Raw genomic sequence first — 13,478 nt, forward strand, 5'->3', positions numbered from 1 at the left:
GGCAGGGCCGTGAAGCGAACCGGCGATGCGGATCGATGAGGCGAACAGCGACATGTCAGCGTCTCCTGAAGATGCGTGACTGGCTGGATCGCGTGAGCGGATCTGGCTGGCAGCCCCGGCCGCGGCGCGGGCGGGGGGAAAGTGAAAAAGCAACAAGGAAAAATGCAACTGCAGGAAGATCAGGGCAGGGCGCCCGATCGACCGTATACCGTCGGGTGGTCAGACGCGCAGGGCGTAGAACTCGACCACTTTCTGTGCTTCGAACGCAAAGGGTGTGGCATCGCCTGGTGGTAGATGGGCGAGGCGCAGGCTCAGCGTCGCGGCATCGAAGGCGATCCATTCGGCGCGTTCGAGCGCCGGTGTCTGCAGCGCATCGACCACGCTCTGGACGGTGCGACCCTTGTCGGTCAGCGTGATGGTGTCGCCGACGCGCAGCCGGATCGACGGAATGTTCACGCGCCGTCCGTTGAGCAGCACATGCTTGTGGCGCACCAGCTGGCGTGCCGCCGGAATCGTCGGCGCCAGACCGCCGCGGAACACGATGTTGTCGATCCGGCGTTCCAGCAGTTCGACCAGTTTTTCGCCGGTCGGCAGCTTCGAACGTTCGGCTTCGCGGAACACGCCGCGCAGCTGGGTTTCGTTCAGACCGTAGTTGTAGCGCAGCTTCTGCTTTTCCATCAGCTGGGCGCCGAATTCCGACTTGCGGCGGTTCGGGCGCGCGCCATGCTGGCCGGGCGGCGAGGTGCGGTTTTCGACGTTCTTTCGGGTCAGACCGGGCAGGTCGGTGCCCAGTGCGCGCAGCACGCGCAGGCGGGGGCCGGTGTAGCGGGACATCTTCGGGGTTCTCCGGATCAGTGAGCGGCGCGCAGGCCCGCATCGCCGACGGCATGCAGGCTCCAGCGGCCGATGAGCGCGTCGCACACCTCACGCATCAGCGGATCGGCGCGCTCGTCCTCGGCCACGACTTCGAGATGGCGGATCACCATCTGCGCAACTTCCGGGCACGGGCGTTCCGCAAACCGGGTCATGACGAACAGCGTGGCAGCCGCCAGCATGTTCGGACTGGCGTCGCCAGTGGCACTGTGTTCGATTGTCATACCTGCATCCTCCAGCGGGTGGGCGTGCGGGGCACGGGGTGGCTGGCGGATGGCTGTCGAAGCAGCGGGCTGGCGCATGTCCTGTTCAGAAGTGAATAGGAATGATTCGCATTCAAACACGGGAGTCAAGGTCTGTCAAGCATCGTCGTGTGTGCGATGGGTGAAGCAGCGTGTCGGGGGTCGAACGTCGACGTGAGACGAAAAAAAACCGCCGGTCAAGGCGGTTTTCTTCAGGCTGATCGCGGCTTACTTCGCACTGGAAGGATCCGTCACGAAGCCGATGCGGGTCAGGCCCAGCCGTGCTGCCTCACTCATGACGTGGGCCACCGAGCGGTAGGGTACGTTCTGGTCGGCACGCAGCTGGATTTCCGCGGTCTTGTCGCGCGCGGCCGCTTCCTGCAGTTTCACCTTCAGCGTTTCCTTGTCGATCTTCTCGCCCGACCAGAACAGCTGTTCGTCGGCGCCGATTGCGATCTGGATGTTCTCCGGCGGCAGTTCGTTTGCGGAGGTCGATTCCTTGGGCAGGTCGACCTTCACTGCATGGGTCAGCAGCGGTGCGGTCACCATGAAGATGATCAGCAGCACCAGCATCACGTCGATCAACGGAATCATGTTGATTTCCGCCATCGGTCCGTCGTCGTCCTGTTCGAAACTTGCGAAGGCCATGTATGTGCTCCCGCTCAGTGCGCCGGACGCGCGGCGTCGCGGCCGTGCTCAACCAGCGAAAGCACGCGGTCGCCGGTGGCTTTCGGGTCATTCGTGCCGACGTCCTTGATGCCGGTGGACAGCATGACGAACACGTCGTGCGCGAAGCTGTTCAGTTCGGCCATCACATTGCGCGTCGAACGTGCGAAGAAGTTGAATGCCAGCGCCGCCGGGATGGCGGTGGCCAGACCGATGGCGGTCATGATCAGCGCCTCGCCGACCGGCCCGGCCACCTTGTCCAGCGTGCCCTGACCGGACATGCCGATCGCCAGCAGCGCGTGATAGATGCCCCATACGGTACCGAGCAGGCCGATGAACGGCGCGCTCGATGCGACCGATGCGAGAAAGGTCTGACCGTACTCCATGCGGCTGCGGTCGCGTTCGATCGAGCGCTTCAGCGCACGGGTCAGGAATTCGTCGGCGCTGCCGGTGGCGATCAGGCCGCGCGCGCCGGCCTTGCCATTGCGCAGTGTCTCGACGGCGCTGAAACCCTCATGCACCAGATGCGAGAACGGATCGGTGACGCCGTTGGACCGCATGTCGCGCGCCACGTCTTCCAGCGACGAGGCGTTCCAGAAGCGATCCATGAACTGGCTGCTGGCGCTGCGCTGGCGCAGCGCAACGATGCCCTTGAGCACGATCAGGAACCAGGTGCCGATCGACGCGAGCGCCATCAGCACGACAATGGTGATTGCGACAGCATCCGCGTTCGACAGGAAGTGCGCAAAACCCAGTGATTCATTCATCAAGACTCTCCATGTGAAGCCAGATTCAAAGCCATAGTGCAAAAAAGGATCGCCGCGCAGTGTACGCCAGCGGTCGCGCCGGTCAAATCATCGCGGCAGTCTGAAGCTGAGCGGGACCACGACGGATTCGGCAACGGCTTCGGTACCGCGTCGTGCCGGCACGAACTTCCATTGCTTCACCGCGTCCAGCGCGGCTTCGTCGAGTCGGGGGAAACCGCTCGACTTTTCGATATCGACTTTCGACGGCGTGCCGTTTGCCTCGACCATCACCCGCAGCATCACCCGCCCTTCTTCGCCGGCACGACGCGACAGCATCGGGTAGGCCGGTTTCGGATTCGACAGATAGGCGGCGTCGAAGCGCGGCGGTTCGACCGGCGGGGGCGCGGCCACCGGTGCTGCCGTGACCGCGGCGGGCGCCGGAGCGGCTGCGGGGACGACGTCGATCGCGACCGGTTCCGGTGGCGCAGGCTCCTGTACCGGGACGCTCTCCGCGCTGGGCGCATCGGCCGCCGCAGTCAGCTTCGGCAGGACGGCTTCCTTGCGTCGGGGCACCGGTTTGGTGACCGGCTTCGGCGGCTCCGGCTCCACCCTGGGCTGTTCGCGCACCGGTTCGATGTCCGCCATCGGCAGCGGTTCGGGCGCAATCAGTGTGGCCAGCATGAGGGTGGCGGGCGCGCTGGGCAGCGGCAGCGGGACATGCATCAGCCAGAACAGCGCAAGGCCATGCAGCAACAGTACCGTGCCGAGTGAAAAGATGCGCGCCGGCGCACCTGCATCAGGCAGACCGGGCCACCGGCCGGGTGGCGTATCCGGGCCGGCCGGAAGGCGGAAGGCGGGCGGCAGGGGCGGCGGCAGGGTTCCTGCGCCGCCTGCGAGCGCTGCGCTGCTCATCGCGACCATACGGGTGACAACCGGCGGACGGGGTACATCGACGGGTGGGCGGGCAACGTCACGGCAGGCAGTGTGGGAAGGGACATCCGTGCGACTTCAACTTCGGTTGAGGGCCATGGTCCGGACGGGAAGGGGATGGCCGGCACCCGATCGCCGGTCCTGCCCCGATCGGCAACTCAGCTGCCGATTTCTCCCATCGCGGCCTGGGTGTAATTCTGCAGTCCCATCTTGTCGATCAGATCAATCTGGGTTTCCAGCCAGTCGATATGTTCTTCGGTATCCGCCAGGATCGAACGGAACAGGTCGCGTGACACGTAGTCGCCGGCTGTTTCGCAACAGGCCACCGCTTCCTTCAACGTCGTATGCGATATGTGCTCGATCTTCAGATCGCAGCCCAGCATTTCAGGCACGTTCTCGCCGATCAGCAGCTTGTGCAGATCCTGCAGGTTGGGCAGACCTTCGAGCATCAGGATGCGTTCGATCAGCGCATCGGCATGCTTCATTTCCTCGATCGACTCGTGGTGCTCATGGTCGCCGAGCTGCTTCAGGCCCCAGCTCTTGTACATTTTCGCGTGCAGGAAATACTGGTTGATCGCCGTCAGTTCATTCACCAGCTGCTTGTTCAGATACTGCAGAACCTTCTTGTCGCCCTTCATGTGCCGTCTCCTGTTCAGGCGGTGTCACTGGCGTGACGCCTGACCGTATTCTAGGCCACACGAACGGTCGTGTTGCACAGCATCAATTTCAGGCGGCGCAGCCGGATGCCAGCGGCGCGTGTGCGACGAGTGCCCGCAGATCAGCCCGGGCCGCGTCGATCACTTCCTTTGCCGCGCGCACACACTTGCCGCAATCCCTGCAGCAGCCGAGCTGTCCGGCCACGTCGCGCACGTTGCGGCAACCGGTGCTGACCGCAGCCTTGATATCCCGATCGGTGACCGGTTCGCACAGACAGATGTACATGGCGACTCTATTTGGTGAGTATCAATTTGCCGTTGCGCGTGAGGCGCAACGAATAAAGCTCGCCACCGTGATTGATGGCGACCTGTTTGCGGCCACCCAGCAACTGCGCCGAATCAAGCGTCGGCGACGGGTTGGATGACGCGGCGGGGGCGTTGGCGGGTGTCTGCGGCAGCGGAGATGCAGGCGTATTCATGTGCCAACAAACAAATAATAATGAGAATGGTTCGTATTAATACAGAACGCTGCGCCGGTGTCAAGCGTTCGCTGCGCTGCCTGTCGGCCGGACCGGCCATCGTTTCCGCACCGTGCACCGATCGCCCGATATCGCCGTGGCGGGCGTGCGATGGCGCAGCGTCGGCCGCGCACCCTACAATCGCCCGATGAATACATCTTCCCGCGACGTAAAGAGCCTGCAAGCGTCGTCCTGCCCGGCACGTCAGCCCGACTTCCTGTTGTCGCAACGTCAGGCTGAAAGAGCGGTCGGCCATGTGCTGTGGCTGAGTGCGATCGCCATGCTGACGGAAATCGTCGCCGGCCATCTGACCGGGTCGATGGCGCTGCTGGCAGACGGCTGGCATATGGCGACGCATGTGGCCGCCATGGGCATCAGTGCGTTCGCCTATATATATATGCGCAGGCATGCCGGGCAGGCGCACTACAGCTTCGGACCGGGCAAGGTGTCCTATCTGGCGGCCTACTCGTCGAGTCTGCTGCTCGCCGGTGTTGCGCTGGCCATGCTGTATGAGGCGGCGCGGCGGCTGCAGGCGCCGCAGGACATCCACTACGATGAAGCGCTGGCCGTCGCGGTGCTCGGGCTGATCGTCAATCTGCTCAGCGCGTGGCTGCTGCACGGTCACGACCATGACCATGCCCATGAGGGCGACGCACACGGACACACGCACGCACACGCCGACCAGAACCTGCGTGCCGCCTATCTGCATGTGGTGGCCGATGCACTGACCTCGGTCGCCGCCATCGTGGCGCTGATCGCCGGCAAGTGGGCCGGCATGGCGTGGCTGGACCCGGTGATGGCGGCGCTCGGCGGCGTGCTCATCCTGCGCTGGGCCTGGCGGCTGGCCGGCGACAGCGCCGGCGTGCTGCTGGACCGTCAGATCGACAGCCATCTGCTGCACGACATCCACGACTGCCTCGCACGGCACGGCGTGCATGCGCTCGATCTGCACCTCTGGCTGCTTGCCCCCGGGCGCCATGCGCTGCTGCTGACGCTCGCCGCCGCGCCGGAACTGGATGCCGATCGTCTGCGCGTTGAACTGGGCGGCATGGCGACACTGGCCCATGTGACACTGGACATTGTGTCGCGGGACATATCTTCTGTTGCGCCGCAACAATCGCTATAATCGCGGGCTTTTCAAAAGGAGCGAGACATGGGTCTGGAACGAGTTCCGTCGGGCAAGGATCTGCCCAACGATTTCAACGTGGTCATCGAAATCCCGATGCATTCGGACCCGGTCAAGTACGAAGTGGACAAGGATTCCGGCGCCGTCTTCGTCGATCGCTTCATGTCGACCGCGATGCACTACCCGTGCAATTACGGCTACATCCCGCACACCATCGCCGGTGACGGCGACCCGGTCGACGTGCTCGTGCTGGCGCAGTTCGCGCTGCCGCCGGGCGTGGTGGTTCGTTGCCGTCCGATCGGCATGCTGAAGATGGTCGACGAAGCCGGCGAAGATGCCAAGCTGCTGGCCGTGCCGGTGGACAAGCTCACGCCCATGTACCGCTCGGTACAGAGCCCGCGTGACCTGCCGCAGATCCTGCTGGACCAGATTTCGCACTTCTTCGAGCACTACAAGGATCTGGAGCCCGGCAAGTTCGTCAAGGTTCAGGGCTGGGGCGACATCGAAGATGCCAAGCGCGAAATCATGTCGGGCGTCGAGGCCTACCAGAAAGCCGCCGACAAGCCGGCGTTCTGACCCGTCCTAACTCTTTGGCGTTCGCTCACGGACTGTCGACATCGATCGCGCCCGGTCCGCGATCTGCTGTCGACAGCGCCTGAGCCGTCTGCCGGTAAGGCGTGCGCTCTTCCAGTTCGTCAATGTGCATCGCCATGCCGGCGCGTTCCCGCTCCAGATAGCGCGCCACCGCGTCGGAAAAATCGGCGTCGCGCAGCCAGTGCGCCGACCAGGTCGTCTCCGGCACGAAACCGCGCGCCATCTTGTGCTCGCCCTGGGCGCCGCCTTCGAACACCTCGAGCTTGCGCTCGATCGCATATTCGATGCCCTGGTGGTAGCAGGCCTCGAAGTGCAGGCAGGGCAGATGTTCGAGTTCGCCCCAGTAACGTCCGTACAGCCGCCTGTCGTCGCGCAGGTTCAGTGCGCAGGCGATGTCGTGCCCGCCTGCAGTGGCCACGACCAGCATCAGCGCGTGCGGCACACGTTCGCGCAGCAGTTCGAAAAATCGAAAGTTCAGATACGGGCGCTGACCGCGTACGCGATAGGTATTGCTGTAGCACTTGAAGAACAGGGCGAGCTCGGCGTCGCGGATGTCCGATCCGTCGATGCGCCGCAGCGTGATGCCTGCATCGGCCACACGGCGCCGCTCCTGACGGATTTTCTTACGCTTGTCGCGCGCCAGCGATGACAGGAAGGTTTCGTAGCTGTCGTAGCCCGCGTTGGTCCAGTGGAACTGCACCGACTGGCGCAGCAGCAGCGACCTGTTCCCGAGCGCATCGAGTGAGTCGGCATCCGGAAACAGCAGGTGGGCGGACGACACGCCGCTGTCACGCGCATGGTCCAGCCAGGCGTCGAGCAGCGCGGTGCGCGCCGCCGTGTCGCGTGCCAGCAGCCGCGGGCCGGGCACCGGCGTGAATGGAATGGCGCTCAGCAGCTTCGGGTAGTAGGGGCGCCCGGTGCGTTCAAGCGCCTCGGCCCATGACCAGTCGAACACGTACTCGCCATAGCTGTGCAGCTTGCGGTAACCGGGCAGCGCGGCGATCAGTCGCCCGCCCTCGTGGATCGAAAGGTGGTCCGGCTGCCAGCCGGATGCTTCGGTGACGCAGCCCGAACTTTCGAAGGCGTCCAGCAGCGCGTGCGACAGCGTGGCGTGGCCGCCGGTCAGCGCGTCCCACTGCGCCGCGTCGAGATCGGCGATCGCGCCGTGGTGCTCGACGCGCAGTTCCGGTCCGCTCACTCAGTCGTACTTGATGTACTTGAAGCGCGGGTCGTCCGGCGTGCCGGCCAGGGCCGAGCCTTCAGCCAGCGCCGGCTGCCACATGACGACCTCTTCAATCTTCTTCGCCAGCTGGAAGTCGCGCTCGGTTACGCCCTTGGCTTCGTGGTTCATCAGCTTGACGATCACGAAGGCGTAGGACACCGCGAGATCCGGGTGGTGGAAGGCCGCTTCGGCCAGATGACCGACCGTGTTCACAACCATCAGCGTGCCCTTCCAGCCGCTGGTCTTGTACTTGCGGCGTATCCAGCCGTCTTCGTAGTACCACTTGGGCAGTTCGCCCTTCAGGCGGGCGTCGATCTCTTCCGGCGTGAAGGCCTCGTTCGGCCCGGCGGTTCTCCATTGCGTCATGTCGGTACTCCTCTGGGTGATGGGTCCAGCCATGAAAAACGCGCTGTCCCGCCCGGCCAGGGCCGGATGAGGCAGCGCGCATCTGCATCGCATGCCGGAGGCGGACTCCGGCGGGCGGTCAGGCCGCGAAGTTCTTCGCCGCGAAGTCCCAATTGGCGAGGCTGGCGAGGAAGGTATCGACGAAGTCCGGACGGCGGTTGCGGTAGTCGATGTAGTAGGCGTGTTCCCAGACGTCGAGCGTCAGCAGCGGCTTGGCGTCGGAATTGAGCGGCGTGCCGGCGCCGCTGGTGTTCACGATGTCCAGCGCGCCATCCGGCTTTCTGACCAGCCACGTCCAGCCGGAGCCGAAGTTGCCGACCGCCGACGCCTTGAACGCCTTCTTGAATTCGTCGAAGCTGCCCCACTTGGCATCGATGGCCGCTGCCAGCGCGCCGGTCGGCGCACCGCCGCCCGCCGGCTTCATGCTGCTCCAGAAGAAACTGTGGTTCCAGACCTGCGCGGAGTTGTTGAACACGCCGCCGGCCGGCGCCTTCTTGACGATGGCTTCCAGATCGAGGTTTTCGAACTCGGTGCCCTTGATCAGGTTGTTCAGGTTGGTGGCGTAGGTCTGGTGATGCTTGCCGTAGTGAAATTCGAGGGTTTCGCGGGAAATGTGCGGGGCCAGAGCGTCGAGCGCGTAAGGCAGCGGGGGCAGCGTGTGTTCCATGGTGTCTCCCAGTCGTGTCGGTTCAAAGTCAGGTATGCGAGTTTAGGGTTGCCCAAGTCCGAGCACAAGGCAAAGCTTGCAGGCAGAACGGCCTCCTCAAGGGCCGGGTCTCGGTTGCAGGGCCTCAGTTGCAAGGCATCAGGTGCCAGGCATCTCGTCGGCTGCAGCCGGTATGTCGACGCGATCGACCGTCACGCCGGCCGCGCCGCGTCCGAACTGCAGTTCAAGCGCCTGTCCGGCCGACAGCATCGTCGCGTCGCGCACGATGCGGCCTTCGCCGTCACGCACGATGGAAAAGCCGCGCGCCAGCACGGCCGCCGGATCGAGCTGCGCCAGTTGGGCCGCATTGAGACCGCTGCGGTGGCGCGCGGTTTCAAGCAGCCAGCGCGCCGAGTTGCGCAGCCGCTCGGTCAGCCGCAGCAGCGCGACCTGACGACGCGCGAGATCGGGGCGTCGATCGTGCAGGCGCTGAGCCAGCGCGTCGGCATGACGGCGCTGCTGCGCCAGGCCGACATCGCGGGCGCGGCGCATGCGCGCGTGCAGCGCGTGCAGCCGCTCGCCCGCCCGCGTCAGCTGTCGTGCCGGCGCATGCAGCCGCGACGACAGGTCGTCCAGCCGCTGGCCGCGCCGCTCGACGCGGGCGCGCATGGCCCGGGCGAGCCGCCGCGCCAGTCCGACCAGCCGTGCAGCCGCCTCGACATGGCCGGCGCTGACCAGTTCGGCAGCGGCGGTCGGCGTGGCGGCACGGACGTCCGCCACGAAGTCGGCAATCGAAAAATCCGTTTCGTGCCCGACCCCGGTCACCACCGGCATCGGGCACGCGGCAATGGCGCGCGCCACCGCCTCGTCATTGAAGGCGGCCAGGTCTTCCGCCGAACCGCCGCCGCGTACCAGCAGCACGGCGTCGCAGCCAAGGCGCCCGGCCCGCGTGACGGCGGCGGCGATCTGCGCCGGCGCCTCTGCGCCCTGCACCAGACAGGGCAGCACGGTCACCTCGATGTGGCGGGCGCGCCGCGCCAGCGTGATCAGCACGTCGCGCAGTGCGGCCCCCGACGGCGAGGTGACCACAGCCAGCCGGGCAGGCAGCACCGGCAGCGGCCGCTTGCGCGCAGCGTCGAACAGGCCTTCCTGCTCCAGCTTTGCCTTCAGTCGCAGAAAGGCGTCGTGCAGGGCACCCGGGCCGGCCGGTCGCATCGCATCGACGGTCAGCTGGAAGTCGCCGCGCGCCTCGTACAGCGACACCTGGGCGCGCACCTCGACGCGCAGGCCAGCGCGCACGTCGAACGGCAGCAGCTGGCTGCGGTTGCGGAACATGACGCAGCGCACCTGAGCCAGCTCGTCCTTCAGCGAAAAGTAGAGGTGCCCCGACGCAGCGCGCGTCACGCCCGACAGCTCGCCGCTGACCCACAGCACCGGAAAGCTGCGCTCCAGCGTCAGGCGGGCGCGTCGCACCAGTTCGGATACCGGCATGCCGGGGCCGCCCGACATCGGTGATTCAGGGAGCATCGTTCACCACGCTGTCATCGAAGCTTAATTTTTGATCGCCGCAAGAAAAACGCCTGTACCAACCGCGATTCGTCGCCGTCATCCGGCCGCTACCCACACGGTTATCCACAAGTTCTGTGGATAACCCCGTCAGGCCGCATGCTGCGGCGCGCAACAACATCGGATCAGGGTTGCCCCGGCCGGTGTCGCAGGCTACAGTTCGCCGCTTGCTGACGAGGGGAGCGCACGTGTTTGACATCATCCAGGCGGCCGGCTGGCCCATCTGGCCGCTGATCGCGGCGTCCATCATTGCCCTGGCGCTGATTTTCGAACGTCTGGCAAGCCTGCGACGCAGCAAGGTGGTGCCGCCGGCGTTGCTCGATTCCGTGCTGGTCGACCTCAAGGGCGGCCAGCCGAATCCCGACATGATACGCCGCGTCGCCGCCCATTCGCCGCTTGGCCGCGTGCTCGCGGCGGGGCTGCGCAATGTGCGCAATCCGCGTGAAATCATGAAGGAAGCGATCGAGGAGGAAGGGCGTTCGGTGGTGCATCACCTGGAGCGCTATCTGACGACGCTGGGAACGATCGCTGCCGCCGCACCGCTGATGGGGCTGTTCGGAACGGTCGTCGGCATGATCGAAATCTTCGGTTCGCAGACGGCGACCGGCAGCAATCCGCAACAGCTTGCCAGCGGCATTTCGATTGCGCTCTACAACACCGGCTTCGGTCTGCTGGTGGCGATTCCCGCATTGATCTTCCATCGCTACTTTCGCGGCCTGGTCGACGATTTCGTGGTCGAGATGGAGCAGCTCGCGATCAAGCTGGTCGAAGTCGTCCACGGCGAGCGTTCGGCAAAGTAGGGCACCCCGATGAATTTCCGACGCGGACGGGCACGCGAAGAGCTGGAAATCAACCTGATTCCGTTGATCGACGTGCTGCTGGTCATCCTCATCTTCCTGATGGTGACCACGACCTACTCGAAAACCGCCGGCCTCGAAATCACGCTGCCCAGTGCACAGGCGCCCGAAGCCGAGCCGGTTGCCCGCGAGATCAACGTGATGATCACCGCACGCGGCGACATCCTGGTCGATCGCCAGCCGGTGCCTGCCGGTGACATCGAGCGGTTGCGCAGCGCGCTGGCGGGCGCTGCGTCGGGCAAGGAAGATCCGGTGGTGATCATTTCGTCCGACCGCGACGCACGGCTGCAGTCGTCGATCGATGTCATGCAGGCCGCACAGAAGGCCGGCATCGCCGGCATTTCCTTCGCCACCCAGTCCGACGCGCCGGCCGGTCGATGAGTGCGGCGCGGGCGCTGCCCGAAGCCTGGCACCGGCGCGGTTGGCTGGCCTGGCTGTTGTGGCCGCTGTCCCTGCTGTACCGCCTGGTCACCGCGCTGCGCCGCGCCGCTTTCCGCTCGGGCATATTGCGCGTCGACCGGCTGCCGGTACCGGTGGTGGTCATCGGCAACATCATCGCCGGCGGCGCCGGCAAGACCCCGCTCACCCTCTATCTGGCGCGTGCCCTGACCGCGCGCGGCCACCGTCCGGTCATCGTGTCGCGCGGTTACGGCGGGACCGTGCAAGGGATGCGCGAGGTCGCGGCGGAGGATGACCCGGCGCTGTGCGGCGACGAAGCCCTGTTGCTGGCGCGTCGCAGCGGCGTGCCGGTATGGGTCGGACGTCGCCGTGCGGAGGTCGCCCGCGCGGCACTCGCGCGTCATCCGCAGTGCGACGTCGTGCTGTGCGACGACGGTCTGCAGCACTACGCGCTGGCGCGCGACATCGAAATCGCGGTGTTCGACCGGCGCGGTGTCATGAACGGATTTCATCTGCCGGCCGGCCCGCTGCGCGAACCGCCATCGCGTCTGGCACAGGTGTTTGCGCAGGTGCTCAATGGCACACCGAATGCGCCGCTGACCGGCCCGCCGCGTTTTTCGATGCATCTGAAGGGTGAGCGCTTCCATCGGCTCGGCCATCCCGGGGACAGCGCAGGTGTCGCCGACCTGCAAGGTCTGCGTCTGCACGCCGTGGCCGGCATCGGCGAGCCGGCGCGCTTCTTCGACCACCTGCGCGCACTCGGACTGGCGTTCGTCGCGCATCCATTTCCCGATCATCACGCGTATTCGGCCCGGGACCTGACGTTTCAGGACTGCGATGCCTTGCTGCTGACCGAGAAGGACGCGGTAAAATGTCACGGATTGTCGGACACCCCTGTGTGGGTATTGCCGGTCGAGGCACACCTCGATCCTGATCTGGCGGGCCGGGTATCCGACCGCCTTGCGGAGCTGAAGCATGGACCCCCGACTACTTGAGATTCTCGTCTGCCCGGTCACCAAGGGACCGCTGGTGCTCGACCGCGCGCGCAACGAGCTGCAGTGCAAGGCAAGCCGCCTGGCCTACCCGATCCGCGATGGCATTCCGGTCATGCTGGAAGACGAGGCGCGCGAAATGTCCGAGGCCGAAGTGGCCGCCTTGCGCGACGCGACGCCGGGTCGCGGTGCAACGTCCATCTGAGGCGCTCAACATGTTCAAGGTGGTGATTCCCGCCCGGTTCGCCTCGACCCGCCTGCCCGGCAAACCGCTGCTCGACATCGGCGGCCTGCCGATGGTCGTGCGTGTCGCGCAGCAGGTGGCGCGCAGCGGCGCCGACGCGCTGGTGGTGGCGACCGATCATGAAGGTATCGCGGCTGCGGTCACCGCGCACGGATTCCAGGCAGTGATGACGCGCAGCGACCATTCGACCGGCACCGATCGCATCGCCGAAGTCGCGGAGCAACTGGGCTGGTCACCCGGTACCGTGGTGGTCAATGTGCAGGGCGACGAGCCGCTGATCGATCCGGACCTGATCCGCGCTGTCGCGCTGGCGCTCGATCAGGATCCGGAATCGTCGATCGCGACCGCCAGCAGCGCCATCACCGCGGCTGCGGACTTCTTCAACCCCGGCGTGGTGAAGGTGGTGTGCGATGCGCAGGGCCGCGCGATGTACTTCTCGCGCGCACCGATCCCGTGGGCGCGAGACGATTTTGCGGTCTCCCGCGACGCGCTGCCGCCCGGTCTGGATGCGCAGCGCCACATCGGCATCTACGCCTACCGGGTGCGCTTCCTGCAGAAGAACGCGCGCCTCGCGCCGGCGGCGGTCGAACAGTGCGAGGCGCTGGAACAACTGCGCGCGCTGTGGCATGGCCACCGCATACGGGTCGTCGGCAATGTCGCCATGCCGCACGCCGGCGTCGATACCGAAGAGGATCTTGCGCGCATGCGGGCGCTGTTCGCGAGCAACGTTGCGTGACGCACTGCGGTTTGACCGCGCCGCGCATTGGCGGTAAGTTCGCGCCCGCTGACACCGGTC

19 protein-coding genes are annotated in these 13,478 nt (G+C 65.7%); 7 read left to right on the forward strand and 12 right to left on the reverse strand.

Annotated elements, in window-relative coordinates; genetic code table 11:
- Positions 1-219: 219 nt before the first annotated feature.
- The 8 genes from rpsD to hemP all read right to left on the reverse strand — a co-directional run bounded on the left by rpsD (position 220) and on the right by hemP (position 4,592).
- A complete protein-coding gene (gene rpsD, locus ACTIFF_RS09600; protein ID WP_439536620.1) occupies positions 220-834 on the reverse strand; it encodes a 30S ribosomal protein S4 in 615 nt (204 codons plus the stop codon).
- Positions 835-851: 17 nt separating this feature from the next.
- Entirely contained in the window at positions 852-1,097 is a 246-nt protein-coding gene (locus tag ACTIFF_RS09605) for a hypothetical protein (protein ID WP_439536621.1), read from the reverse strand.
- Positions 1,098-1,343: 246 nt separating this feature from the next.
- Positions 1,344-1,763, reverse strand: a complete 420-nt coding sequence (locus ACTIFF_RS09610) for an ExbD/TolR family protein (RefSeq protein WP_305633441.1) — start codon at positions 1,761-1,763, stop codon at positions 1,344-1,346.
- 14 nt (positions 1,764-1,777) lie between these two features.
- Complete coding sequence (locus ACTIFF_RS09615) at positions 1,778-2,548, reverse strand: MotA/TolQ/ExbB proton channel family protein (RefSeq protein ID WP_069040107.1); 771 nt, start codon at positions 2,546-2,548, stop codon at positions 1,778-1,780.
- Positions 2,549-2,635: 87 nt separating this feature from the next.
- Positions 2,636-3,439 (reverse strand): energy transducer TonB, encoded by an 804-nt coding sequence (locus ACTIFF_RS09620; protein ID WP_439536622.1) that lies wholly within the window; start codon positions 3,437-3,439, stop codon positions 2,636-2,638.
- Between the two features lie 176 nt (positions 3,440-3,615).
- The gene (gene bfr / locus ACTIFF_RS09625) at positions 3,616-4,095 is read right to left on the reverse strand and encodes a bacterioferritin (protein ID WP_439536623.1); all 480 of its coding nucleotides are present in this window, start codon (positions 4,093-4,095) and stop codon (positions 3,616-3,618) included.
- 88 nt (positions 4,096-4,183) lie between these two features.
- The gene (locus ACTIFF_RS09630) at positions 4,184-4,399 is read right to left on the reverse strand and encodes a (2Fe-2S)-binding protein (RefSeq protein WP_069040109.1); all 216 of its coding nucleotides are present in this window, start codon (positions 4,397-4,399) and stop codon (positions 4,184-4,186) included.
- A 7-nt stretch (positions 4,400-4,406) separates the two neighbouring features.
- Positions 4,407-4,592 (reverse strand): hemin uptake protein HemP, encoded by a 186-nt coding sequence (gene hemP / locus ACTIFF_RS09635; RefSeq protein WP_439536624.1) that lies wholly within the window; start codon positions 4,590-4,592, stop codon positions 4,407-4,409.
- Positions 4,593-4,779: 187 nt separating this feature from the next.
- Here hemP and dmeF point away from each other — a divergent pair, with 187 nt between their 5' ends.
- Positions 4,780-5,757, forward strand: a complete 978-nt coding sequence (gene dmeF / locus ACTIFF_RS09640; RefSeq protein ID WP_439536625.1) for a CDF family Co(II)/Ni(II) efflux transporter DmeF — start codon at positions 4,780-4,782, stop codon at positions 5,755-5,757.
- Positions 5,758-5,784: 27 nt separating this feature from the next.
- Positions 5,785-6,333 (forward strand): inorganic diphosphatase, encoded by a 549-nt coding sequence (ppa, locus tag ACTIFF_RS09645; protein WP_257094979.1) that lies wholly within the window; start codon positions 5,785-5,787, stop codon positions 6,331-6,333.
- A gap of 25 nt (positions 6,334-6,358) precedes the next feature.
- On the opposite strand, the gene ACTIFF_RS09650 is transcribed toward ppa, so the two are convergent.
- The 4 genes from ACTIFF_RS09650 to xseA all read right to left on the reverse strand — a co-directional run bounded on the left by ACTIFF_RS09650 (position 6,359) and on the right by xseA (position 10,133).
- Positions 6,359-7,549 carry a GNAT family N-acetyltransferase gene (locus ACTIFF_RS09650; RefSeq protein ID WP_439536626.1) on the reverse strand — a complete coding sequence of 397 codons (1,191 nt, stop codon included), beginning with the start codon at positions 7,547-7,549 and terminating at the stop codon, positions 6,359-6,361.
- Entirely contained in the window at positions 7,550-7,939 is a 390-nt protein-coding gene (locus ACTIFF_RS09655; protein WP_069040114.1) for a 4a-hydroxytetrahydrobiopterin dehydratase, read from the reverse strand.
- 118 nt (positions 7,940-8,057) lie between these two features.
- Complete coding sequence (locus tag ACTIFF_RS09660; protein ID WP_439536627.1) at positions 8,058-8,645, reverse strand: superoxide dismutase; 588 nt, start codon at positions 8,643-8,645, stop codon at positions 8,058-8,060.
- Between the two features lie 138 nt (positions 8,646-8,783).
- Positions 8,784-10,133: an exodeoxyribonuclease VII large subunit gene (gene xseA, locus ACTIFF_RS09665; RefSeq protein ID WP_439536628.1), complete on the reverse strand. Its 1,350-nt coding sequence runs from the start codon at positions 10,131-10,133 to the stop codon at positions 8,784-8,786.
- Positions 10,134-10,378: 245 nt separating this feature from the next.
- Here xseA and ACTIFF_RS09670 point away from each other — a divergent pair, with 245 nt between their 5' ends.
- The 5 genes from ACTIFF_RS09670 to kdsB are packed head-to-tail and all read left to right on the forward strand — an operon-like array spanning position 10,379 to position 13,418.
- On the forward strand, positions 10,379-10,990 hold the full coding sequence (locus tag ACTIFF_RS09670; RefSeq protein ID WP_439536629.1) for a MotA/TolQ/ExbB proton channel family protein: 612 nt from the start codon (positions 10,379-10,381) through the stop codon (positions 10,988-10,990).
- A 9-nt stretch (positions 10,991-10,999) separates the two neighbouring features.
- Entirely contained in the window at positions 11,000-11,428 is a 429-nt protein-coding gene (locus tag ACTIFF_RS09675) for an ExbD/TolR family protein (RefSeq protein WP_257094987.1), read from the forward strand.
- Positions 11,425-12,441, forward strand: coding sequence for a tetraacyldisaccharide 4'-kinase (gene lpxK / locus ACTIFF_RS09680; protein ID WP_439536630.1), 1,017 nt, complete (start codon positions 11,425-11,427; stop codon positions 12,439-12,441). The genes ACTIFF_RS09675 and lpxK overlap by 4 nt, the downstream gene beginning before the upstream one ends.
- On the forward strand, positions 12,422-12,643 hold the full coding sequence (locus ACTIFF_RS09685) for a Trm112 family protein (RefSeq protein WP_306476084.1): 222 nt from the start codon (positions 12,422-12,424) through the stop codon (positions 12,641-12,643). The genes lpxK and ACTIFF_RS09685 overlap by 20 nt, the downstream gene beginning before the upstream one ends.
- 10 nt (positions 12,644-12,653) lie before the next feature.
- Positions 12,654-13,418 carry a 3-deoxy-manno-octulosonate cytidylyltransferase gene (gene kdsB, locus ACTIFF_RS09690; protein ID WP_439536631.1) on the forward strand — a complete coding sequence of 255 codons (765 nt, stop codon included), beginning with the start codon at positions 12,654-12,656 and terminating at the stop codon, positions 13,416-13,418.
- Positions 13,419-13,478: the final 60 nt, after the last annotated feature.

It is taken from the genome of Methyloversatilis sp. (assembly GCF_051861465.1).
In the GTDB taxonomy this organism is placed as follows: Bacteria; Pseudomonadota; Gammaproteobacteria; order Burkholderiales; family Rhodocyclaceae; genus Methyloversatilis.